Source organism: Pseudomonas sp. JY-Q, assembly GCF_001655295.1.
Lineage (GTDB): Bacteria > Pseudomonadota > Gammaproteobacteria > Pseudomonadales > Pseudomonadaceae > Aquipseudomonas > Aquipseudomonas alloputida.
The window spans coordinates 4,238,451-4,264,355 of sequence record NZ_CP011525.1 but is presented as its reverse complement, the minus strand read 5'-3'; the positions used below and the strand labels follow the sequence as shown (position 1 = coordinate 4,264,355).

The 25,905-nt window shown below is 65.1% G+C and carries 8 protein-coding genes; 6 read left to right on the top strand and 2 right to left on the bottom strand.

The features are described 5' to 3' along the window. Positions 1-53: 53 nt before the first annotated feature. From sucC to AA098_RS19175, 4 genes are all read left to right on the top strand, one after another. Positions 54-1,220 carry an ADP-forming succinate--CoA ligase subunit beta gene (gene sucC / locus AA098_RS19190; protein ID WP_003254205.1) on the top strand — a complete coding sequence of 389 codons (1,167 nt, stop codon included), beginning with the start codon at positions 54-56 and terminating at the stop codon, positions 1,218-1,220. After that, positions 1,220-2,104: a succinate--CoA ligase subunit alpha gene (gene sucD / locus AA098_RS19185; RefSeq protein ID WP_003254203.1), complete on the top strand. Its 885-nt coding sequence runs from the start codon at positions 1,220-1,222 to the stop codon at positions 2,102-2,104. Before sucC ends, sucD begins: the two co-directional genes overlap by 1 nt. Before the next feature lie 403 nt (positions 2,105-2,507). Beyond that, positions 2,508-3,821 carry a branched-chain amino acid transport system II carrier protein gene (brnQ, locus tag AA098_RS19180; protein WP_003254201.1) on the top strand — a complete coding sequence of 438 codons (1,314 nt, stop codon included), beginning with the start codon at positions 2,508-2,510 and terminating at the stop codon, positions 3,819-3,821. A 235-nt stretch (positions 3,822-4,056) separates the two neighbouring features. Next, positions 4,057-4,806: a DUF599 domain-containing protein gene (locus AA098_RS19175; protein WP_003254200.1), complete on the top strand. Its 750-nt coding sequence runs from the start codon at positions 4,057-4,059 to the stop codon at positions 4,804-4,806. A 29-nt stretch (positions 4,807-4,835) separates the two neighbouring features. Here AA098_RS19175 and AA098_RS19170 read toward each other — a convergent pair whose 3' ends face one another. Beyond that, a complete protein-coding gene (locus AA098_RS19170) occupies positions 4,836-5,378 on the bottom strand; it encodes a hypothetical protein (protein WP_004573639.1) in 543 nt (180 codons plus the stop codon). Then, the gene (locus AA098_RS19165; RefSeq protein ID WP_003254197.1) at positions 5,375-6,571 is read right to left on the bottom strand and encodes a PepSY domain-containing protein; all 1,197 of its coding nucleotides are present in this window, start codon (positions 6,569-6,571) and stop codon (positions 5,375-5,377) included. Before AA098_RS19165 ends, AA098_RS19170 begins: the two co-directional genes overlap by 4 nt. A 248-nt stretch (positions 6,572-6,819) precedes the next feature. Here AA098_RS19165 and AA098_RS19160 point away from each other — a divergent pair, with 248 nt between their 5' ends. Both AA098_RS19160 and AA098_RS19155 read left to right on the top strand, forming a co-directional pair. Continuing rightward, positions 6,820-22,512 carry a non-ribosomal peptide synthetase gene (locus AA098_RS19160; protein ID WP_064614921.1) on the top strand — a complete coding sequence of 5,231 codons (15,693 nt, stop codon included), beginning with the start codon at positions 6,820-6,822 and terminating at the stop codon, positions 22,510-22,512. Continuing rightward, the gene (locus tag AA098_RS19155) at positions 22,512-25,901 is read left to right on the top strand and encodes a non-ribosomal peptide synthetase (protein WP_003248426.1); all 3,390 of its coding nucleotides are present in this window, start codon (positions 22,512-22,514) and stop codon (positions 25,899-25,901) included. The genes AA098_RS19160 and AA098_RS19155 overlap by 1 nt, the downstream gene beginning before the upstream one ends. The last annotated feature ends 4 nt before the right edge of the window (positions 25,902-25,905 follow it).

The window sequence follows — 25,905 nt, the reverse complement described above, 5'->3', positions numbered from 1 at the left end:
GCCACTGATGGCGCAGCGCCGAAGCGCAGTACCTAACGAAGACGGTAAAAAGCATGAATCTTCACGAGTATCAGGGTAAGCAGCTGTTCGCTGAATACGGCCTGCCAGTTTCCAAGGGTTTCGCAGTCGACACCCCTGAGCAAGCTGCAGAAGCCTGCGACAAGATCGGCGGGAACGAGTGGGTTGTAAAAGCCCAGGTTCACGCGGGTGGTCGCGGTAAAGCGGGCGGCGTAAAGCTGGTTCGCAGCAAGGAAGACGCCAAGGCGTTCGCTGCACAGTGGTTGGGCAAGAATCTGGTTACCTACCAGACCGATGCCAACGGTCAACCCGTCTCCAAGATTCTGGTCGAATCCTGCACTGACATCGCCAAAGAGCTGTACCTGGGCGCTGTAGTCGATCGTTCGAGCCGCCGTATCGTGTTCATGGCTTCCACCGAAGGTGGCGTGGACATCGAGAAAGTCGCTCACGAAACGCCTGAGAAAATCCTCAAGGCCACCATCGACCCACTGGTCGGCGCTCAGCCGTTCCAGGGTCGCGAGCTGGCTTTCCAGCTGGGCCTGGAAGGCAAGCAAGTTCAACAGTTTGCCAAGATCTTCGTTGGCCTGGCCAAGCTGTTCAAGGATCATGACCTGGCGCTGCTGGAAGTGAACCCGCTGGTGATCAAGGCCGATGGCGACCTGCACTGCCTCGATGCCAAGATCAACATCGACGCCAACGCCATGTACCGTCAGCCGAAGCTGAAAACCTTCCACGACCCGTCGCAGGACGACGCCCGTGAAGCCCACGCTGCCAAGTTCGAACTGAACTACGTTGCCCTTGAAGGCAACATCGGCTGCATGGTCAACGGTGCCGGCCTGGCCATGGGTACCATGGACATCGTCAACCTGCACGGCGGCAAGCCGGCCAACTTCCTCGACGTTGGCGGTGGTGCTACCAAAGAGCGCGTTACCGAAGCGTTCAAGATCATTCTGTCCGACAGCAATGTCGCGGCCGTTCTGGTCAACATCTTCGGCGGCATCGTTCGCTGCGACATGATTGCCGAAGGCATCATTGGTGCAGTGAAAGAAGTCGGCGTTAAAGTTCCGGTCGTCGTTCGCCTCGAAGGCAACAACGCCGAACTGGGCGCTAAAGTACTGGCAGAAAGCGGTTTGAACATCATTGCGGCAACCAGCCTGACCGACGCTGCTCAACAAGTTGTCAAAGCTGCGGAGGGCAAGTAATGAGCGTCCTGATCAATAAAGATACCAAAGTCATCTGCCAGGGCTTCACCGGCTCGCAGGGTACTTTCCACTCCGAACAGGCCATTGCCTACGGCACCAAGATGGTCGGCGGCGTAACCCCAGGCAAGGGTGGCACCACCCACCTGGGCCTGCCGGTGTTCAACACCGTCAAGGAAGCCGTGGAAGCTACCGGCGCTGACGCTTCGGTCATCTACGTACCCGCTCCGTTCTGCAAAGACTCGATCCTGGAAGCTGCCTTTGGCGGCATCAAGCTGATCGTCTGCATCACCGAAGGCATTCCTACCCTGGACATGCTGGATGCCAAGGTCAAGTGCGACGAGCTGGGCGTGACCCTGATCGGCCCTAACTGCCCAGGTGTCATCACCCCGGGCGAGTGCAAGATCGGCATCATGCCAGGCCACATCCACTTGCCAGGCAAGGTCGGTATCGTTTCGCGTTCCGGCACCCTGACCTACGAAGCTGTGAAGCAGACCACCGACGCCGGCTTCGGCCAGTCGACCTGCGTCGGCATCGGCGGTGACCCGATCCCGGGCTCCAACTTCATCGACATCCTGAAGCTGTTCCAGGAAGACCCGAAGACCGAAGCGATCGTGATGATCGGTGAGATCGGCGGTTCGGCTGAAGAAGAAGCCGCGGCCTACATCAAGGCCCACGTGACCAAGCCTGTCGTTTCCTACATCGCCGGTGTTACCGCACCTGCGGGCAAGCGCATGGGCCACGCTGGCGCCATCATCTCCGGTGGCAAGGGTACTGCGGACGAGAAGTTCGCCGCCCTGCAGGACGCGGGTGTGAAAACCGTGCGTTCGCTGGCTGACATCGGCAAGGCCCTGGCCGAGCTGACTGGCTGGGAAGCCAAGAAGTAATACTGCTACACCCCCCACGCGCACAGAGGCCACCTTCGGGTGGCCTTTGTCGTATGTGGGGTTCGTAGGAGCGGGTTTACCCGCGAAGAGGCCGGTGCTGGCGATAGAGATTCTTCGACAGGTTTAATAGGAATTTTCACGCAGACGAATGTTTCAATCCGAGGATAATGCCTGCTGTCCTCGGTCGCGCAGACGACAAACATGTACGCACATCGGACAAGCAGCACTGTGCCAGTGCGTTTGACTGACAAAACAGTTACATTACGCGTTCACTCTGTGCCCGTACCCCAAAAGGGAACGACACGCTAAACGGGTCTGGCCTATCAAGCCGGGCAGCATTTCCCCTTACCCAAAGGGAAATCCCCTCTCGAATCCCGATTTCAGCAGTGTGGTACTACCTTAAATGAAAGTTCTCAAAGGCCAGGATATCCTGGCGCTTGGCTTTATGACGTTTGCGCTTTTCGTGGGTGCAGGCAATATCATCTTCCCGCCTATCGTCGGCCTGCAGTCTGGCCCGCATGTATGGATGGCTGCACTGGGCTTCCTGGTGACTGCCGTCGGCCTGCCGGTCATCACCGTGGTCGCCCTGGCCAAGGTCGGTGGCGGCATGGATGCCCTGAGCAGCCCGATCGGCAAGTTCTTCGGTGGCTTGCTGGCGGCCGTGTGCTACCTGTCGGTAGGCCCACTGTTCGCCACCCCGCGTACCGCGACCGTGTCGTTCGAAGTGGGCGTTGCACCGCTGACCGGTGAAAGCCCGCTGGCGCTGTTCATCTACAGCCTGGTGTACTTCATCGTCGTGCTGGCCGTGTCCATGTACCCTGGCAAGTTGCTCGACACCGTGGGCCGCTTCCTGGCACCGTTGAAGATCATTGCCCTGGCCGTACTGGGCATCGCTGCCTTCGCCTTGCCCGCCGGTACCATCGGTGACGCACAGCCTGCTTATGCCGCCGCTGCGTTCTCCAAGGGCTTCTCCGATGGCTACCTGACCATGGATACCCTGGGTGCCCTGGTGTTCGGTATCGTCATTGTCAATGCCATTCGCTCGCGCGGTGTCGAGTCGCCGAGGCTGATTACCCGCTACGCCATCATCGCCGGCCTGATCGCCGGTGTCGGCCTGGCCCTGGTTTACATCAGCCTGTTCCGCCTGGGTGCCACCAGCCACGACATCGCGGCGGACGCCACCAACGGTGCGGCGGTGCTGCATGCCTACGTACAGCACACCTTCGGCTCCCTGGGCAGCGGCTTCCTGGCCGTGCTGATCGCGCTGGCCTGCCTGGTGACCGCGGTTGGCCTGACCTGTGCCTGCGCCGAGTACTTCAGCCAGATCCTGCCGCTGTCGTACCGCGCGCTGGTGGTGATCCTCGCCGGCTTCTCGCTGCTGATTTCCAACCTTGGCCTGACCAAGCTGATCATGTTCTCGATCCCGGTGCTCACCGCCATCTATCCGCCGTGCATCGTGGTGGTTGGCCTGAGCTTCGTGAAAGACCTGTGGAACTCGCCAACGCGCATACTGGCACCGGTGATGCTGGTGTCGCTGTTGTTCGGCATGGTCGATGCGATCAAGGGCAGCAGCCTTGCCCACGTGTTGCCAGACTTCATGGCGCACCTGCCATTGAGTGATGCCGGCATGGCCTGGCTGGTACCTTCGGTGGTGACCCTGGTGGGTGCCGTGGCCTGCGACCGCATGCTCGGCAAGCCGCGCGAGGCGCTGGCCTGACCGGACAAGTCGAAGCCTGAGGGCGGCACCGGCCACAAGCCGAAGGGTGCCCGCCAAGGGTGAAAACAAGAGAGCCCCGTCTCCGAAAGGATGCGGGGCTTTTTGCTGTTTGCCTGTTTCGGCCGCTTCGCAGCAGGTAATGCATTTTTCAGTGTGCAGGTGTGCCTTTTGCCGCTTGCCAGCGTCGAAATCCGGTCCCTATCCTTTAGGCACATGGCCCTTTCGGTAACCCTGCATGAACTTCATCCAAAGCAACCTCAACAACCTGCTGGCCATCGCCTGGTTCGCCCTGTGCTGGGGTGGCTATACCCGCTATGCGATCTGGAAGGGGCGCGACACCGCGTGCCTGGCCAGTGTGCTGCACTTGTACCGCGAAGACTGGATGCGCCGCATGCTGCTGCGCGACAACCGCATCGCTGATGCCAGCGTGATCGGTAACCTGGAGCGCAACGCTTCGTTCTTTGCCTCCAGCACCCTGATCATTCTGGCTGGCATCCTCACCGTGCTCGGTGCCTCCGACCGGGCACTGTCGTTGCTGGCCGACCTGCCGCTGGTTCAGCAAACATCCCAGGGCATGTCGGAGATCAAGCTGCTGTGCCTGGCCATGGTATTTGTCTATGCCTTCTTCACGTTCAGCTGGTGCATGCGCCAATACAACTTTGCCGCCGTGCTGGTGGGGTCGGCGCCGATGATCGGCGAACGGCTGGTCAATGAGCTGGAGCGCAAGGCGTTCGCCTCCCGCGCGGCGCGGGTGCTGTCACTGGCCGCCAACCAGTTCAACTTCGGCCTGCGCTCGTATTACTTCGGCATGGCCATGCTGACCTGGTTCATCAGCCCTTGGCTATTCATGGTGGTGAGTGTGGGCGTGGTATTGATCCTGTACCGCCGTGAGTTCCATTCCGATGTACTGGAAGTGATGGTCTTCACGCCCACTGAAAGCGCCCCCACGGACGCGGGCAAGGAAAGCGCCGCTGGCAACGCTTGACCCGATCAGGGGGGGCGCCGCCGGGTTGTCTAGCGGCTGCCAACCTGCGCCTGCAGCCAGGCAACTGTCGCCGGCGAGGCCTGGCTGAGGGGGATCGAAGCCTGGTGCACGCTGCCATCCCAGCCTTCCATGGTGATCCACAATTCAGCGTTGGGTCGGGTCTTGGCCGGAACCGGGACGGAAGCGCCCATGCTGTAGGGTGAACCGAAGAAGATGCTCCCGGCCGCGCGCAGGCTGCGTGGCTTACCCACCCGCAGGTAGGTGGCCTTCACTTCGCCGATACAGTGGTTGCACAGCGCCGCACTGAAACTCTTGAAATACCCGGCCGGGCCTTCCTGGCGGGGCGCCGACGCACGGAATTCGGCCAGGCGCAGGCTCCATGGGCCCACTGCGACCACACCCGCCTCACGCTCACCCAGCCCGGCTTCACCTTTGAACAACGCCTGGTCGGCAAAATACCTGGGCATGAACCCCAAGGGGATGAGTATCAGCAGGATGTTCAGGTGAAAGCGCCATTTCAGCCACAGGCGGCGTGAGGCCGAAGGTGCGTCGGTGGTGGTGGCTCGGCTCATCGGGCGGTCTCCGGCAGGTGGGCGTCTTGCGCGGCGTTGGCCGTTGGTGCGCTGCGCGGCTTGCGTTTCAATGCGGCTGCAGTGGCCTGTGCGGTGCGCTTGCTCCAGATCAACAGGCCGCTGAGCACCATCAAGGTCAGCACCAGGCCAAAAACGAACCAGATCATCTTGACCCACAGCCCGCCGAAGTCGCCTGTGTGCAACGGGCGCATGGATTCGGTGACGAACTCCAGCGACGTGCGATCATCCAGGGTGTGCGAGGTGGCGACCACGCCTGTGTACGGGTTGATGCTGGCGCTCTGGAACATCAGCGGGTACCAGCCGCGGCCACGGATGTTGAAGGTGTCATAGGCATTGCCGGGCAGGCGCACGAAGGATGCCTCGAAGCCGGGGATCTGCGCCTTCACCGTTTCGATGGCATGCTCCAGGCTGACCAGCCGGGGCGCTTCGCCAGCCTGCAGCAGCGGTACGTCCTCGCGGGCCACCACGGCGGGGACGTCGCGGCTTGAGATCGAGATGTGGTTGTCGGCCAGCAACGCCTGGATCAGGAACCAGGTGCCGGTGATCGCGATCACGGCAATGAACCAGATCGACCAGATACCGCTCAGGCGATGGAAGTCACCCCAGAAGATGCGCGCACCTTGGCGAAAGCGCAGGGTAGGTTTCAGAAAGCCTTTCCAGAAGCGCTTGTAGACGACCAGGCCGGTGACCAGCGAGGCAAGCATCGGCAAGCCCAGCAGCGAGACCAGGTACCACCCCCACGGGTAGCCGTTGCCGAAAGGTACCAGCCACCAGCCATGCAAGGCGCGAGTGAACTGGCGGAAGTCGAAGGAAGGGCTGATGCCCTGGATCTTGCCTGTATAGGGGTTCACGTAGAGGTTCTGGGTGGTGTTGTCCGGTTGCACCACCTGCACCTGCAGCGCGAAGTGCGACTCGTCCGGGCGCATGATGTATTGCACATCCAGATCGGGGCGGGCTTCACGCAGGGCCTTGAGCACCTGGTCGTAAGTCAGCAGTGGCGCATCATCGCTCGGCTTCGCCGCGCGTATCTCCGGTTTGGCCAGCCACACCAGCTCTTGGCTGACCACTGCCAGGGTGCCGGTGAAGCAGACGATCAGCACGAAGAACCAGATGGGCAGGGCCAGCCAGCTGTGAACCAGGAACCAGAGTTTCGAGCGTGACTTTTTGGACATAGGGGCCGGTGCCTTGTGGTTTGGGGGGCTTGCGCGTCGATCCCTCGCGGTATGAGGAAAATCCCGCCGGTACCCTTATGACGCGCGAGGGCAGGCAAACCGGAAAACCGTCTGTCATGGCGAACCCCAGGCCCCCGCTGAGCCTGCCTTTGCCGGTGGCCGTGACGGGTTAATTTTCCCGGTGTTCCATCCGTTTCGTAGGGATAGCCGAGTTGTTACTCGAAACCCATGTGCACGGATGAAACCCGATGAATGTTGAGAAGTCCCTGAAGCTCGCCCGCCGTTTCATTGAGCTGCCGGTGGAAAAGCGGCGGCTGTTTCTCGAAACCCTGGCCAGCGAGGGTATCGACTTTTCACAATTCCCGATCCCTGCGGACGTCGCCGTCGACGATCGCCATGCACTGTCCTATGCCCAGCAGCGCATGTGGTTTCTGTGGCAACTGGACCCACACGGTGCCGCCTACAACCTGCCCAGTGCGGTGGTGCTGAAAGGGGCGCTGGACACCTCGGCGGTACAGCGCGCGTTCGAGCAGGTACTGCAGCGTCACCAGGCCCTGCGTACTGTGTTCCAGACCCAGGGTGACGACGTGGTGCAAGTGGTGCAGCCAGCGGCCATCGTCATTGAAGAACACGACCTTCAGGCGCTGGCCGCCGAGGCCCGCGACGCCGCCGTCGCGCAGGCGGTGCGGGACGAAGCCGGTTTGCCCTTCGACCTCCAGCAGGGCCCGCTGTTTCGCGTACGCTTGTTGAAGCTGGCGGCACAGGAGCATGTGCTGCTGTTGACCCTGCACCATATCGTCGCCGACGGCTGGTCGATGAACGTGCTCATCCAGGAATTCGTCCACGGCTACGACGCCTTGGTTCGCGGGCAGGTGCCGGTGCTGCCTGAGTTGCCGATCCAGTACAGTGACTATGCGCTGTGGCAGCGGCGTTGGCTGGAGGCCGGGGAGCAGGTGCGACAGCTGGCTTACTGGCAGGCCAAGCTGGGCGACCAGCACCCGGTATTGCAGTTGCCTGCCGACTACCCGCGCCCGCTGCATGCCAGCCGCCAGGGCCAGCGCCTGCCCATCGCGGTGCCACACGGCCTGAGCGAGCGCCTGGCGGGCCTGGCGCGTCAGCAAGGGGTCACCTTGTTCAGTGTGCTGTTGGCCGGTTTCAAGCTGCTTTTGCAACATTACAGTGGCCTGCAGGACATCCGTGTCGGGGTGCCGGTCGCCAACCGCAATCGCGAAGAAGTCGAGGGGCTGATTGGCGTATTCGTCAACACCCAGGTGTTGCGCACCGAGCTCGACCCGCAGATGTCCGTCGCCCAATTGCTGGCCGATATCCGCGAAACCACCCGCGCGGCCCAGAGCCACCAGGATTTGCCGTTCGAGCGTTTGGTCGAAGGCCTGCAAGTCGAGCGCAGCCTCAGCCACACGCCGTTGTTCCAGGTGTTGCACAACCATCAGGCGAACGTCGCCGACATCGGCGCCTTGCGCAGCGAATCAGGCCTTGAGCTGCACGTGCTGGAGCGCCACGAGCGCAGTGTCCAGTTCGAGCTCACCCTCGATACCGTGGAGCGCGATGGCCAGGTGCAGGCCGCCTTCACCTATGCCCGCGAATTGTTCGCCCCGGCCACCATCGAACGTATGGCGAGCCATTGGCTGAACCTGTTGCAGGCCATGGCCGCCGACCCGCTGGCGGCCATCGGCGATTTGCCGCTGCTGGGTGCCGGCGAGCGGCAGCGGCTGCTGCAGGCCAGCCAACCGGCCGCCAGCGAGTTCGCCGTCGACAACATACTTGCGCTGTTCGCCGCGCAGGTGGCGCAGCAGCCGCAGGCCCCGGCACTGGTGTTCGGCGACCGGCAACTGAGCTATGCCGAACTCGATGCCGATGCCAACCGGCTGGCACACCAACTGATCGAGTGGGGCGTCGGGCCTGAAGTACGGGTGGGTATTGCAGTCGAACGGTCGGTGGAGATGATCGTTGGCCTGCTGGCCATCCTCAAGGCCGGCGGTGCCTATGTGCCGTTCGACCCCGAATACCCGCAAGAGCGGCTTGCCTACATGCTCGACGACAGCGGTGTTCAACTGCTGCTGACCCAGCAGGCGCTGCTGCCCCGTCTACCGCAGGACACACAAGTGCGCTACCTGGTGCTCGACCAGGCAGCAGAGGAGCTGGCGCGCTTCAGTACGACGGCTCCGCCTGCACAGTTGAATGCCGATAACCTGGCCTATGTCATCTATACCTCGGGCTCTACCGGGCGTTCGAAGGGTGTCACCATCAGCCATGGCGCCCTGGCCAACTACGTGCAGGCGGCCTTGCAGCGCCTGGCGCTGGGCCGGGTCGCGAGCATGGCGGTGGTTTCCACGCTGGCGGCCGACCTTGGCCATACCACCCTGTTCGGCGCACTGTGCAGCGGCAGCTGCCTGCATGTGATTGCCCTGGACATCAGCCTGGACGCCGAGCGCTTTGCCGCCTACATGCACGCACACGCGGTGGACGTGCTGAAAATTGTCCCTTCCCACCTGCAGGCATTGCTCGATGGCCCGCACCCGGCCCGGGCACTGCCGCAGCGTGCGCTGGTGCTGGGCGGCGAGGCTTGCCCCGCCGGGCTGATGGCACAACTGGCGCAGCTGGCCCCGCACTGCACGCTGTTCAACCATTACGGCCCAACCGAAACCACCGTGGGCGCGCTCGCTGATGCGGTCGAGGCGCCACCGGCGACCGGGCGTGCGCCGCTTGGGCGGCCGTTGGCCAACATGCAGGCTTATGTGCTGGACGCTTCGCTGCAACCGCTGAGCACCGGTTGCCAGGGCGAACTGTATCTTGCCGGTGCAGGGGTGGCGCGAGGCTATCACCGCCGCGCGGCGATGACCGCTGAACGCTTCGTGCCCAACCCGTTCGGGGCCGCCGGTAGCCGGGTGTACCGTACCGGCGATCTGGCGCGGCAGTTGGCGAACGGCCAGGTCGATTACCTGGGGCGGGTCGACCATCAGGTGAAGATTCGCGGTTACCGCATCGAACTGGGTGAAATCACCGACACCCTCAAGCGCCAGCCCCGTGTGCACGACGCCGTGGCCGTTATCCACGGCACCGGCAGCGCGGCCCGTATCGTCGCCTACGTGGTGCCCGACAGCCAGGCCGACGCCCCGCAGGTGCTTGCCGACGTACAAGCGGCGCTGGCCAGGCAGTTGCCGGAATACATGCTGCCGAGCCGCTTCATGGCATTGCCCGGCATGCCACTGACACTCAACGGCAAGCTCGATTTGCGTGCCTTGCCGGTGCCTGACGAAGGCCCGGCACAGGCCTACCGTGCCCCGCAGACCACCTTGCAACAGCAGCTGGCGCTGATCTGGCAGGACGTGCTGAACGTTGCCCAGGTAGGGCTTGATGACAACTTCTTCGCCCTGGGTGGGCATTCCCTGCTGGCGACGCAGATCATCGCCCGGGTCCGGCGCATCCTGGGGCGTGACGTACCGTTGCGCAGCCTTTTCGAAAGCAACTCGCTACAGGGCTTTGCCGAACAGGTACTGGGCGCTGGCGCGCAGCACGTCGAGCCGATCGCAGCGGTGCCGCGTGACCAGCCCCTGGCCGCGTCGCATGCCCAGCAGCGGCAATGGCTGTTCTGGCAGATGCAGCCGCACAGCACCGCCTACCACACACCTATGGTCGTGCGCCTGCGTGGCGAACTGGATCGCGCCGCATTGACCCAGGCCTTCGCGATCCTCTGCGAACGCCATGAAGCCTTCCGCACGACGTTCGTCGAGCGCGATGGCGTGTTGCTGCAGCGCATCCAGCCTGCGGGTCAACTACCGCTGGCCTGGGACCGACTGCCGGCAACGGCCGAGCTGGCACAGATACAGGCTCAGGTACTGGCCGAGACCCAGCGGCTGTTCGACCTGGGCACCGGCCCGTTGTGGCGCGCCAGGGTGCTGCAGTTGGGCGAGCAGGACCAGCTGCTGGTGGTCACCTTGCACCACATCATTTCCGATGGTGGTTCGATGAGCGTGATGGTGCGTGAGTTCGTTGCCCTGTACCAGGCCCTGCACCGGGGCGAGGCGCCGGCATTGGCCAAGCTGCCGATCCAGTACGCCGATTACGCCGCCTGGCACAAGCACTGGCTTGACCAGGGCGAGCTCCAGCGCCAGCTGGACTACTGGCGCGGGCAGCTGGGAAGCGAGCAGCCCATCCTGGAACTGCCAATCGACCACCCGCGCAGCGCGCTGAAAGACCACCGGCTGGGGCGCGTCGCGTTCGCCTTGGACAGCGAACTGGCGCAGCGCTTGCGGCAGTTGGCGCGTGAGCATGAGCTGACCCTGTTCCAGCTGTTCCTCGGCGCTTTTGCCCTGTTGTTGCAACGCTACTGCGAACAACCCGATGTGCGCATCGGCATACCGGTGAGCAACCGCAGCCGGCAAGAGCTGGAAAACGTCCTGGGCTTTTTCGTCAATACCCTGGTCATGCGCGTCGAAGTCGACCCGGCCATGAGCGGCGCGGCGCTGCTCAGCCAGGTCAAGGCCACGGCGCTGGCCGGCCAAGCGCATCAGGACCTGCCGTTCGACCGCCTGGTCGAGGCCTTGAACCCGCAACGCTCGCTGGACCGCAACCCGCTGTTCCAGGTGATGTACAACCACCTCAGCATTGCCGGCCAGCAGGTGGGCAGCACCAGCCTGGCAGGTTTGCATGCCGAGGAAATGACCCTGCAGGGTGGCACCGCGCAATTCGACCTGACCCTGGAAACGCTGGAGACCGACGCGGCGATCAACGTGTCGTTCCTCTACGCTGCCGAGCTGTTTGAAGCCGCTACCCTGCAACGCATGGCTGAGCACTGGTGCAACTTGCTGCGCGGCCTGGCCGCCGACCCAGCCCAGGCTGTCGGCGAGCTGCCGTTGCTGGCGCCGCAGGAGCAGGCGGCCCTGTTGCAGGGCTGGCAACAGGCGGGGCTCGCGGCCGCGCCGGCGGCGGTTCACCAGCTGATTGCCGAGCAGGCCCGGCGCCAACCGCAAGCGGTAGCGCTGCTGATCGGCGACCAGCAACTGAGCTACGGCCAGCTTGAGGCCCGGGCCAACCAGCTGGCACACCGCCTGCGGGCGCTGGGTGTCGGCCCCGACGTGCTGGTGGGCATCGCCCTGGAGCGTTCGCTCGACATGGTTGTCGGTTTGCTGGGCATCCTCAAGGCCGGTGGCGCGTTCCTGCCGTTGGACCCCCAGTACCCGGCAGAGCGCCTGGCCTACATGATGCAGGACAGCGGCATCGACCTGTTGCTCAGTCACAGCCGGGTGCTGCCGGGCCTGGACGTGCAGGCCGGCATGCGTACGCTGCTGCTCGACCAACGGGTTGAGCAGCCGGGCGCCGAACATGCACCCACCGTGGCATTGAACCCACAGAACCTGGCCTACGTGATCTACACCTCGGGTTCTACCGGCCAGCCCAAAGGCGTTGCGGTCGCACACGGGCCGCTGGCCATGCACTGCCTGGCCACTGGCCAATGGTACGAAATGACCCCGGCGGACCGTGAGCTGCATTTCCTGTCGTTTGCCTTCGACGGTGCTCATGAACGCTGGCTGACCTCGCTGGTCATGGGGGGCAGCCTGCTGCTGCGCGACGATGAGCTGTGGAGCCCCGAGCGCACCTACGAGGAGATACGCCGGCATGGGGTGACCATGGCCGGATTCCCGCCGGCCTACCTGCAACAGCTGGCCGAGCATGCGGCGCATGCCGGTAACCCTCCACCGGTTCGTCTTTACAGCTTTGGCGGCGATGCCATGCCGCGGGCGACTTACGAGCGGGTGCAGCAAAGCCTGCAACCCCAGGTGATGATCAATGGGTATGGCCCCACCGAGACCGTGGTCACGCCGATGGTCTGGCGTACCCGCGCCGGGGATCATTGCGACAGCGCCTATGCACCGATCGGCCAGCCTGTCGGCGAGCGCAGTGCGTGTGTGCTGGACGCCGCCCTGGGCCTGCTGCCAGCAGGCGTGGCCGGGCAGCTGTACCTGGGCGGTGCCGGCCTGGCCCGCGGCTACCTGGGGCGCCCGGGGCTGACGGCCGAGCGCTTCGTGCCCGACCCGTTTGGCACCGAGGGTGCGCGCCTGTACCGCACCGGTGACCAGGTTCGCCTGCGCGCCGACGGGCAGTTCGATTACCTGGGGCGGATCGATAACCAGGTAAAAATCCGTGGCTTCCGCGTCGAGCTGGGCGAAATCGAGGCGTGCCTGCTGGCCTGCGCCGAGGTGCGCGAGGCCGTGGTGGTAGCCGTCGACGGCCCAAGCGGCAAGCAGCTGGCGGCATACCTGGTGCTGGCCGATAGCATTGCCGCACACGGGCCGGCCGAGCAGCGCGAGCAACTGAAGGCGGCGCTGCGCCAGAGCCTGCCGGACTACATGCTGCCGACCCATTGGCTGGTGCTTGAGCAACTGCCGTTGCTGCCCAACGGCAAGCTCGACCGCAAAGCACTGCCGGCACCCGACTTCAGCGCCCTGCAGCAGGCCTACGTGGCGCCACGCAATGCCCTGGAGCAGCGTCTTGCCGCGTTGTGGCAGCGCGTGCTGAAGCTCCCGCAGGTGGGCGTGAGTGACAACTTCTTCGAGCTCGGGGGCGACTCGATCATCTCGATCCAGCTGGTCAGTCGGGCGCGACAGGACGGCCTGCTGTTCAGTGCCCGTGATCTGTTCGAGCATCAGACCGTGGCCGCACTGGCCAGCGTTGCCCAGGTCGGCGCATGCGAGGTGCAAGCCGACCAGGGGCCGCTCAGTGGTGAGCAACTGCTGCTACCGGTGCACCAGCTGTTCTTTGCCCAGGAGATCCCGGCACGTCACCACTGGAACCAGTCGATCCTGCTTGAACCACGGCAGCCTTTGAACGCTGCTGATCTGGAGCGGGCCCTGCACGCCCTGGTCGAGCACCATGATGCCTTGCGCCTGAGCTTTGCGCCCGCCGATGACGGCTGGAAGGCGCACTACCGCAGCCCTGCCCAGTGCGCCCAGGCGGCGCTGCTGTGGCAGGCCGCGGTGGATTATGAAGGTGGGTTGCACACTTTGCTCGAGCAAGCGCAGCGCAGCCTTGACCTGGAAAACGGGCCATTGCTGCGTGCCTTGCTGGCAACGCTGGCGGACGGCAGCCAGCGGTTGCTGTTGGTCGTTCATCACCTGGTGGTGGATGGGGTGTCATGGCGCATTCTGCTGGAGGACCTGCAACAGGCCTACGCTGCCGTGCTTGCGGGTAACCAGCCGAACCTGCCCGCCAAGAGCCATTCCATTCAGGCATGGGCCAAGCGCTTGCGGGGGCATGCAGCGCACATGCAGGGCCAGCTTGGCTACTGGTGCGAGCAGTTGCAGGGGTGCGCCGCACTGCCGCGTCGGCAGGTCAGCGACCTGGCCGCAGCCAATCAGCAGTGCCACGCCCACACGGTTTACAGCCGCCTGGACCGGGCATGGACCGAGCGGCTGCTGCGCGAGGCGCCGGCCGCCTACCGCACACGGGTCAACGACCTGCTGCTGGCAGCCTTGGTGCGGGTGATTGCAGGCTGGACCGGGCGCGACGAAGTGTCGGTGCTGCTGGAAGGTCATGGCCGTGAAGCACTGTTCGACGACCTGGACCTCAGCCGCACGCTCGGCTGGTTCACCACGGTGTTCCCGCTGAAGCTGGCGGTGCCCAGCGAGCGTTCCCACACCTTGAAGCAGGTCAAGCAGCACCTGCACAGCATTCCCGACAACGGCATCGGTTTCGGGGTGCTGGGCCAATGGGGCAGCGCCGAGGCGCGCCAGCAACTGGGCCATGCACCGCTGCCGGAAATCACCTTCAACTACCTGGGCCAGTTCGATGGCAGCTTCGATCAGGCCGAAGCGCTGTTCGTGCCGGCCAAGGAAGACAAGGGCGCCGATCACGACGCGCAGGCGCCGCTGGGCAACCTGTTGAGCCTCAATGGCCAGGTGTACGGCGGTGAGCTGAGCCTGGGCTGGACGTTCAGCCGCGAGCTGTTCGATAGCGCCACCCTTGAGCGCCTGGCCGCAGATTACACCCGCGAATTGCAGGCGTTGATCGAGCACTGCTGTACACCGGGGGTGTGCGGTGTGACGCCGTCCGACTTCCCGCTGGCGCGCCTGTCGCAGGCCCAGCTGGACCAACTGCCAGTGCCCGCGGCCGAGATCGCCGACCTCTACCCGCTGGCGCCGATGCAGCAGGGCATGCTGTTCCACGCCTTGTACGAGCAGCAGGCGGGGGATTACGTGAACCAGATGCGCGTCGATGTCGACGGCCTGGATGTCGAGCGTTTCCGCCGTGCCTGGGAGGCTGTACTGCAGCGCCACGATATCTTGCGCACGCAGTTCCACTGGGAACACGAGCAGGCCCTGCAGGTGGTACGCAAACACGTTGAACTGCCGTTCGTGGTGCACGACTGGCAGGGGCGCGAAGGCCTTGAGGCTGCCCTCGAGCAACTGGCACTCGACCAGCGCCAGCAGGGCTTCGACCTCAGCCAGGCGCCGTTGCTGCGCCTGGCGCTGGTGCGCACCGGTCCGGCTCGACAGCACTTGCTCTATACCAGCCATCACATCCTCATGGACGGCTGGAGCAACTCCCAGCTGTTGGGCGAAGTGCTGCACCAGTACGCCCTGCTGGGCGACGGGCAGCCCTCGGCATTGCCACCGGTCACCAGCCGCTACAGCGATTACATCGGCTGGCTGGGCCGGCAGGACGCCGCTGCTGGTGAAGCGTTCTGGAAAGACTGCCTGCGCGACCTGCAAGGGCCCACCCGCCTGGCGCAGGCCATTGCCTACGAGGCCCAGGCCGAAGCCGGGCAGGGCTACGCCGAGCATGTGCAGGTGATCGATGCCGCCACCACCGGGCAACTGGTGGCACTGGCGCGTCAACACAAGGTCACCCTCAACACCTTGCTGCAGGGTGCCTGGCTGTTGCTGCTGCAACGCTATACCGGGCAGGACAGCGTCACGTTCGGGGCCACGGTTGCCGGGCGCCCGGCGGCGCTCAAGGGCATCGAGCAGCAGGTGGGCCTGTTCATCAACACCTTGCCGGTCACTGCCAGCCCGGCCCCGCAGCTGCCGTTCGCGCAATTCCTGCAGCAGCTGCAGGCGCAGAACGTGGCCATGCGCGAGTTCGAACACACCCCGCTGTTCGACATCCAGCGCTGGAGCGGGCAGGGCGGCGAGACCCTGTTCGACAACATCCTCGTCTTCGAGAACTACCCCGTTTCCGAAGCACTGCAGCAGGGTGCCCCGGCAGGCTTGAGCTTCGGCGAGGTCTACAGCCGCGAACAGACGCATTACCCGCTGACCTTGTCGATCAGCCAAGGGCAGACCTTGCAGTTGCACTACAGCCATGCGCTGGAGCATCTGCAGCGCCCGGCGCTGGCTGCGCTGGCGGACAACTTCCAGCATGTGCTGCAGCAGTGCCTGAGCTTGCCGCTGGACAGCTGCCTGGGCGCGTTCTGCCTGGTAGCCCCTGCCACCCGCGAAGGGCTGTTGCAGCACGTCAACCAGACGGCTGCCGATTACCCGCTGCAGCACAGTTATGCCGAGCTGTTCGAAGCGCAGGTCGCCCGTACCCCACAGGCGGTCGTTGCGCGCTGCGGCGACCGGCAGTACAGCTACAGCGAGCTCAACCGCCGTGCCAACCGTGTGGCCCATGGGCTGATTGCGCTGGGGGTCGGGCCTGACCAGCCAGTGGCATTGCTGGCGCAGCGCAGCCTTGAGCTGCTGGGCATGATGGTGGGCACCTTCAAGGCCGCCGCCGGCTACCTGCCACTGGACCCTGGCCTGCCACAACAACGCCTGAGCCATATCGTCGCCTTGAGCCGCACCCCGGTGTTGCTCTGCACCGAGGCTTGCCAGGCGCAGGCCGAGGCTTTGCTGGACGCACTGGACGAAGCACCGCGGCCGCAGCTGCTGGTGCTGGAAACCCTCGACCGGCCTGGCAGCGCCGAGCACGACCCGCAGCGCTACAGTGGCCCGCAGCACCTGGCATACGTGATCTACACCTCGGGCTCGACCGGGCAGCCCAAAGGGGTGATGGTCGAGCAGGCGGGCATGCTCAACAACCAACTGAGCAAGGTGCCTTACCTGGGCCTGGGGCCGGACGACGTGATCGCCCAGACTGCGTCGCAGAGCTTCGACATCTCCGTGTGGCAGTTCCTTGCAGCGCCACTGTTTGGCGGCTGTGTGCAGATTGTGCCAAACGAACTGGCCCATGACCCTGAAGCCTTGCTGCAGCAGGTGCGCGAGCAGCGCATCAGTGTGCTCGAGAGCGTGCCGTCGTTGATCCAGGGTATGTTCCAGGCCCCGGCCATTGCCGTGCCGTCGCTGCGCTGGATGCTGCCCACTGGCGAAGCGCTGGCGCCGGAGCTCGCTCGTCAATGGTTGCAGCGCTATCCCGATGTCGGGCTGGTCAATGCCTATGGGCCGGCCGAATGTTCCGATGACGTGGCGTTTTTCCGCGTCGACCTGGCGAGCACGCAAGGCGTGTACCTGCCCATTGGCAGCCCCACCGACAACAACCGCCTGTATGTGCTGGACGCCGCGCTGGAGCTGGCGCCGCTGGGCGTCACCGGAGAGCTGTGCGTGGCAGGAACCGGCGTGGGCCGTGGCTATGTCGGCGACCCACTGCGTACTGCCCAGGCCTTTATTCCGCACCCTTGCGGGGCGCCCGGCGAGCGCCTGTACCGCACTGGCGACCTGGCCCGGCGCCGTGCCGACGGCGTGCTGGAATACGTCGGCCGGGTCGATCACCAGGTCAAGATCCGCGGTTTCCGTATCGAGCTGGGCGAAATCGAAGCCACGTTGCTCGACAGCGATCAGGTACGCGAGGCGGTGGTGATGGCCCAGCCCGGCGCCAACGGGCCGCAGTTGGTGGCCTATTGCGTGGCGGATGACGCTGTGGCTGCCGACGCGCTCAAGCAACAGCTCAAAGCCAGCCTGAAAGCCCGTCTGCCCGACTACATGGTACCTGTGCACTGGGTGCTGATGGCGCGTCTGCCGCTGACGCCGAACGGCAAGGTAGACCGCAAGGCGCTGCCGCTGCCGGACATGAGTCAGGCACGCCAGGCCTATGTTGCCCCGCGCAGTGAACTGGAGCAGCAGCTGGCCGCGATCTGGCAGGACGTGCTCAAGCTTGAGCAGGTGGGGCTGGACGACAACTTCTTCGAACTGGGTGGCGATTCGATCGTTTCCATCCAGGTGGTCGGGCGCGCCCGCCAGGCCGGCATCGCCTTCAGCCCCAAAGATGTTTTCGAGCAGCAGACGGTGCAGGGCCTGGCGCGTGTCGCTCGGCGGGGTGCCGCTCAGCAGCAGATCGACCAGGGCCCGGTCAGCGGTGAGCTGCACCTGCTGCCGGCCCAGGCCGAATTCTTCGCGCTGGCTATTCTCGAGCGCCATCACTGGAACCAGTCGGTGCTGCTGGACGCCCTGCAGCCGCTGGATGCCGACCGGCTGGAACACGCCCTGCACCAGTTGGTGGTGCACCATGACGGCTTGCGCCTGAAGTTCGACGAAAGCGAACAGGGCTGGCGCGCCAGCTTCGGCGAAGCGCACGTGCGCCACGCGCTGTTGTGGCAGCGTGACTGTGCCGATGCGCAGGCGCTGGAGGCATTGTGCGACCAGGCCCAGGCCAGCCTGTGCCTGGGCAGCGGCGACCTGGTGCGTGCGGTGCTGGTAACGCAACCGGGCGAGTGCCAGCGCTTGTTGCTGGTGATCCATCACCTGTTGGTCGACGGGGTGTCCTGGCGAATCCTGCTGGAAGACCTGCAACGCGCTTATCGTCAATGCGTGGCGGGCCAAACGGTGGTGCTGCCGGCCAAGACCAGTTCGCTCAGGGACTGGGCCGGGCAGTTGCAAGCCTATGCTGGCAGCGAAGGGCTTGGCAGCGAGCTGGCGTACTGGCAGGCGCAGTTGCAGCACGACCACGCCGAGCTGCCCTGCGACCACCCAGGTGCCGGGCAACAACGCCGACGTGCGCGCACGGTCAGCACGCAACTTGACCGCGAAGTGACCCGGCAGCTTCTGCAAGAGGCTCCGGCCACCTATCGTACTCAGGTCAACGACTTGCTGCTGACTGCGCTGGCGCGCGTGGTGGGTCGCTGGAGCGGCCAGGCCGCGACGCTGATTCAGTTGGAAGGGCATGGCCGAGAAGAACTGTCCGCCGACCTTGACCTCAGCCGAACCGTCGGCTGGTTCACCAGCCTGTACCCGGTGTGCCTGCGCGTCGAGGGCGAGCTGGGCGCGTCGATCAAGCAGGTCAAGGAGCAGTTGCGCGCCATCCCCAACAAAGGCCTGGGTTACGGTGTACTGCGTTACCTTGGCAGTGACGAGCAGCGTCAGGCCCTGCTAGGCCTGGCAACACCACGCATCACCTTCAACTACCTGGGGCAGTTCGACGCCAGCTTCGATGGCGCCGGTGATGCCTTGCTGCAACCTTCCCGGCTGGGCGTCGGCGCCGAGCAGAGCGCTGACGCGCCGCTGGAAAACTGGCTCAGCCTCAATGGCCAGGTCTATGGCGGTGAGCTGCGCATGGGCTGGACGTTCAGCCTCGACCTGTTTGACGAACAGACCGTGCAACGCCTGGCGGACGATTACGGGCGCGAGCTGCGCAGCCTGGTCGAGCATTGCCTGCAGGCCAACGAGGCCGGTGAGCAGGGCATGACACCTTCGGACTTCCCGCTGGCGGGCCTGAGCCAGGCCCAGCTCGATGCGTTGCCGGTACCGGCGGCGCAAGTCGAAGACATCTACGCGCTGTCGCCGATGCAGCAAGGCATGCTGTTCCACTCGCTGTACGAGCAGGGCAGTGGTGACTACATCAACCAGATGCGTGCCGATGTGCAGGGGCTGGATGCCGAACGGCTGCGGGCCGCCTGGCAGGCAGTCTACGACCGCCACGAGGTGCTGCGCGCCAGTGTGCTGTGGCAGGGCCAGCAGCAACCGTTGCAGGTCATTCACAAGCACCTGGCCGTGGCGCTGGTGTACCAGGATTGGCGCGAGCGGCGGGAGCTGCCCACCGCGCTCGACCAGTTGGCCAACGCCGAACGCCTGCGCGGGTTCGACCTGGGCAAGGCGCCGCTGCAACGCATCCAGGTCATCCGCATTGGCGACGATCGCTACCACCTGATCGATACCAACCACCACATCCTCATGGACGGTTGGAGCTATTCGCAGCTGCTGGGGGAGGTACTCGAACAATACGGCGCCCAGGCCCGCGGCGAGCCTCGCCCAGCGGCGCCGGCAGGGCGCTACCGCGATTACATCGGCTGGTTGCAGCGCCAGGATGCGCAGGCCAGCGAGCAGTTCTGGAAAGCCCGCCTGGCGGACCTGGAACAGCCCACACTGCTCAGCCGCAGCCTGGCGACCGGCCAGCCATTGGCCGAAGCCGGCATGGCCGGGCAGGGGCAGGTTGTCCTGCTGCGTGATCGCCAGCAAACCCGCCAGCTCAGCGATTTCGCCCGGCAGCACAAGGTCACGCTCAACACCTTGATGCAAGGGGCCTGGTTGTTGCTGTTGCAGCGTTATACCGGGCAGGCGGCGGTCGCATTCGGTGTCACCGTAGCAGGGCGTCCTGCCGAGCTGCGCGGCGTCGAAGCGCACATCGGGCTGTTCATCAACACCTTGCCGGTGGTTGCCAGCCCGCGCCCGGAACAACCCGTGGTGCAATGGCTGCAAGCGTTGCAAAGCCTCAACCTGCAATTGCGTGAACACGAACACACGCCGTTGTTCGAGATCCAGCGCTGGGCCGGTCACGGCGGCGAGGGGCTGTTCGACAGCATCATGGTGTTCGAGAACTACCCGGTCTCGGAGATCCTCCAGCAAACGGCACCCGAGGGGCTGCGTTTCGATGCGGTGCACAACCATGAGCAGGCCAACTACCCATTGACCCTGGCGGTCAACCAGGGCGAGACGCTGTCGGTGACCTTCGGCTACGACCGTGGCTGCTTCGCTGCCGTGCAGGTCGAGCAACTGGCTGGGCACCTGCGACAGTTGCTGGAGCAGATTGTCGAGGCCTCGGCGCACCAGGCGCTGGGCAGCCTGACGCTGCTCGATGCGCAACAGCAGCAGGCCACCTTCGCCCAGTGGAACCCTGCCCCCGCCGAGCACCCGGCCAACCAGGCCCTGCACAGCCGCATCGAGGCCCAGGTGCAGCGCACCCCCGATGCCATCGCTGTCACCTGCGAGGGCCAGGCCCTGAGCTATGCCCAGCTCAACCAGCGTGCCAACGCCCTGGCCCGGCGCCTGGTCGACGACGGGGTCGGGCCCGACGTGCTGGTCGGCCTGGCTGCCGAGCGCTCGCTGGACATGGTTGTTGGCATCTTCGCCATCCTCAAGGCTGGCGGTGCCTATGTGCCGCTGGACCCGGCCTACCCGGCCGACCGTTTGGCCTACATGATCGAAGACAGCGGCCTGCAGCGCGTGCTGGCACAGCCCCAGGTGCTGGCCAGCCTGCCGGTGCCGGCAGGCGTGCGCGTGCTCAGCCTGGAAAGCAATGATGACAGCAGCCAGGCCGACCCGCTGGCCTGCTCGCCGGTCACGGTCAGCCCGGACAACCTCGCCTACGTGATCTACACCTCCGGTTCCACCGGCAAGCCCAAGGGCGTGCTGCTGCCGCAGCGCAACGTGCTGCGCCTGTTCACGGCCACCGACGCCGACTTCCGCTTCGGCAGCGACGACGTGTGGAGCCTGTTCCACTCCTATGCCTTCGACTTCTCGGTGTGGGAAATCTTCGGCGCCCTGCTGTACGGCGGGCGCCTGGTGATTGTGCCGCAGCACACCAGCCGATCGCCCGAGGCCTTCTACCAGTTGCTGGCCGATGAACAGGTCACGGTGCTGAACCAGACCCCGTCGGCGTTCAAGCAACTGATGGCGGTGGCCACCACGGCCGAGCCGCAGCGGCCACTGGCACTGCGCAGCGTGGTGTTCGGGGGCGAGGCGCTGGACGTCAACAGCCTGGCACCGTGGTTCGAGCGCTTCGGCGACCGCCAGCCGCAGCTGGTGAACATGTACGGCATCACCGAAACCACCGTGCATGTCAGCTACCGGCCGCTGTCGCTGGCCGACCTGGGCAAGGCGGCCAGCAGCCCGATGGGCGTGCCGATCCCCGACCTGTCCTGGTATGTGCTCGACGGCGACCTGAACCCGGTAGCCAAAGGCTGCATCGGCGAGCTGTACGTGGGCCGCGCCGGCCTGGCGCGCGGCTACCTCAAGCGCAGCGACCTGAGCGCCACGCGCTTCGTGCCGGACCCGTTCGGTGCCCCTGGCGGGCGCCTGTACCGCACCGGTGACCTGGCGCGCTACCACGCCGACGGGGTGATCGAGTATGTGGGACGCATCGACCACCAGGTGAAGATCCGCGGCTTCCGCATCGAGCTGGGGGAAATCGAAGCCCGCCTGCAGGCCCAGCCGCAGGTGCGCGAGGCCCTGGTGCTGGCCCAGGAAGGCGCGACCGGCCAGCAGCTGGTGGCCTACCTGATCCCCGCTGCCGAGGTAGCGCTGGAGCAGCAGGCCGGGCTGCGCGCGCAGCTGCGCGAACAGCTGAAGGAAGCGCTGCCGGACTACATGGTCCCGGCGCACCTGCTGCTGCTCGACCGGTGGCCGCTGACAGCCAACGGCAAGCTCGACCGCAAGGCCCTGCCCAAGGCCGATGCCAGCCTGTTGCAGCAAGGTTATCGCGCCCCAGGCAGTGAGCTGGAACAGCAGCTGGCAGCCATCTGGCAGGACGTGCTCAAGCTTGAGCAAGTGGGCCTGGACGACCACTTCTTCGAACTGGGCGGCCATTCATTGCTGGCCGTGAGCGTGGTATCGCGGGTGCAACTGGAACTCGGCCTGAGCCTGACCCCGCAACTGATTTTCCAGCACCCAACCCTGGCGAGCTTCGCCGAACAGCTGGCCCAGGCATCTGCGCCGGCGGACACACAAACACTCAGCAAGCTGTCGGCTCTGCTGGACGAAATGGAGGAGGTGTGATGGACACCGCAGTCGCCACGAAAATTGCTCAGCGCTTCATCAATCTGCCGCTGGAAAAGCGTCGCCAATACCTGCAGAAAATGCTTGAAGAGGGCGTATCCCCGGCCAACCTGCCCATTCCGCTGGTGCGCGACGACACCACCGTGGTGCCGTTGTCGTTTGCCCAGGAGCGCCAATGGTTCCTGTGGCAGATGGAGCCTCAGGGCACTGCCTACAACATCGGGGTCAGCCTGCGCCTGCATGGCCCGCTGAACCTGCAGGCCTTGCAAGGCAGTTTCGATGCGCTGCTGGCGCGGCACGAGAGCTTGCGCACCACGTTCACCCATGACAGCCGCGACGGTGGCCCACGCCAGCAAATCGCCCCACAGCTGACGGTAGCGATCGAATGCCGTGAGCGCGGTGTGGGCGATGAGCAGGCGCAGATTCAGGCCTTTGTCGAAGCCCACCGGGAGCAGCCGTTCGACCTGCAACATGGCCCCGTGTTGCGCGTGGCGTTGCTGCGCCTGGCGGCCGAGGACCATGTGTTCAGCCTGGTGGTGCACCACATCGCCGCTGACGGCTGGTCGCTGAAGGTCATGGTCGATGAACTGCTGCAGGGTTACAGTGCCTGCTGCCAAGGGCATGCCGTGGCTGTTCGGCCGCTGCCCATCCAGTACGCCGACTATGCCATCTGGCAACGGCGCTGGATGGAGGCCGGTGAGCGCGAGCGGCAGCTGGCCTACTGGCAAGCGCAGTTGGGTGGCCAGCAGCCGGTGCTGGAACTGCCCACCGATCGGCCCCGCCCGGGGCTGATGAGCTACCGCGGCGCACGGCACGACTTCAGCTTGCCGGCCGAACTGTGCCAACGCCTGCAAGACCTGGCCCGCCACGAAGGGGTGACCTTGTTCGTGCTGTTGCTGGCCGCGTTCCAGGCCTTGCTGCAGCGCTACAGCGGGCAGCAGGACATTCGCGTGGGTGTGCCTATCGCTAACCGCAACCGGGTAGAAACCGAAGGGTTGATCGGGTTTTTCGTCAACACCCAGGTGCTGCGCGCGCAAATCGAGCCGCAGCAGACCTTCCGCGCGCTGTTGCAGCAAGCCCGCCAGGCCGCCAGCGACGCCCAGGCCCATCAAGAGCTGCCGTTCGAACAACTGGTCGAAGCCTTGCAGCCGGGGCGCAGCCTGAGCCACAGCCCGTTGTTCCAGGTCATGTTCAACCACCAGCGCCAGGGCAATGGCCAGCAGGCCGCCAGCGACACAGCGCTGCGTATCGAGGCTTTGCCTGGCGAAACGCGCACCGCGCCGTTTGACCTCACCCTGGAAACCTTCGAAGCGCCAGGGCAGATCGGCGCTTCTTTCAACTACGCCACCGATCTGTTCGATGCCACGACCGTGGCGCGCATGGCCGGGCACTGGCTGCAATTGCTGGACGGCATCGTGGCGGACGCGGGCCAGCGAATCGCCGCGTTGCCACTGCTCAGCGACCGCGAGCTGGACGTGATCGGGCAAGCCTGGAATGACACGGCGGTGCCGGTTGCCGACGCCTGCATCCAGCACCTGATCGAGCAGCGTGCCCATGCCACACCGCATGCACCGGCCGTGCAGTTCGAAGACCAGACGCTGAGCTACCAGCAACTCAACGAACACGCCAACCGCCTGGCCTGGCGCCTGATCGAAGGCGGCGTGGGGCCGGACGTCAAAGTCGGGGTGGCCCTCGAACGCTCGCCACAGATGCTCGTCGCCTTGCTGGCCGTGCTCAAGGCCGGGGGTGCCTATGTACCGCTGGACCCCCACTACCCGGACGAGCGGCTGGCCTACATGATGGAGGACAGCGGCATCAGGCTGCTGCTGACCCAGCCGTCGCTCCAGGCACGCCTGCCGATACCGGCCACGGTCCAGTGTCTGTTGCTGGCGCCCGAGCACCCGCTGGGCAGTGGCTGCAACGTGGCAGCCTACAGTGTGCACAACCCGCAGCCGCACCTGTCGGCCGAGCACCTTGCCTACATGATCTACACCTCGGGCTCCACCGGCAGGCCAAAAGGGGTGATGGTGCCCCACGGCGCGCTGGTCAACTTCATCGCCAGCATGGCCAAGGCGCCGGGGCTGGCTACCGGCGACCGCCTGTTGTCCTTGACCACGTTCTCGTTCGATATCTTCGGGCTGGAGTTGTACTTGCCGCTGGTGCAGGGCGCCTGCGTGGTCCTGGCCGGTCCGGATACCGCACAGGACCCGCAGCGGGTGCTGGAGCTGGTAGCGCAGCAGTCAGTGACCGTGCTGCAGGCCACCCCTTCGACCTGGCGCATGCTGCTAGACAGCGGCCGCGGCGAGGTGCTGGCCGGCTGCACGAAGCTGTGTGGCGGCGAAGCGCTGAGCGATGACCTGGCCCAGCGGCTGCTGGCCCTGGGCGGGCCGTTGTGGAACCTGTACGGGCCCACCGAAACCACCATCTGGTCGGCGCTGCACCGCTTGCAGCCCGCCAGGCCGCAGGCGTTGCTAGGCAGGCCGTTGGACAATACCCGGCTCTACCTGCTGGGTGAGGACCTGGCGCCAGTCCCTGTTGGCGTTGCCGGCGAGCTGCTGATTGGCGGGGCGGGGCTGGCGCGCGGGTATTACCAGCGGCCAGGGCTGACCGCCGAGCGTTTCGTCCCCGACCCGTTCGCCGGGAACGGTGAGCGGCTGTACCGCACCGGCGACCTGGCGCGTTACCGGGCCGAGGGTGTGGTGGAATACCTTGGGCGAATCGACCAGCAAGTGAAGATGCGTGGCTATCGTATCGAACTCGGTGAAATCGAGGCACAACTGGCGCGTCATCCCGCCATTCGCGAAGCGGCGGTAGTCGCCCGGCCGGGGCCTGGTGGCCAGCAGCTGGTGGCTTACCTGGTGCCGCAGGACGTGGCCGTGGTCGACGATGCGCAAACGCGGGAGGCACTGGGCGAGGCGCTGAAGCGGCAACTGCGCAGCGTGTTGCCGGAGTACATGGTGCCGACCTGGACGACGTTCGTCGCAACCTTCCCCCACACCCCCAATGGCAAGCTTGACCGCAACCGCCTGCCAGCCCCTGACCTGAGTGTCGCCCGGGTGGCCTACCTGGCACCGCAGAGTGAGCTGCAGCAGCAGGTGGCGCAGATCTGGCAGGAGGTGCTGCACGTCGATCAGGTCGGCCTTGCCGACAACTTCTTCGACCTCGGCGGGCATTCGCTGCTGGCCACCCAGGTCACCGTGCGGCTGCGTGAGCAGTTGAAGCTGGAAACAGCGGTCAAGGCGCTGTTCACCACCCACGACCTGCAAACCTACTGCGCCGAGATCGCTGGTGCTCAGCCGCACACCCAGGCGGTCAACGATGCCTTGGCTAAATCCTTGGAGGCCCTCAAACGTCTATCAGCCGAAGATCTGGAAAATCTGATCTCTTGACAGG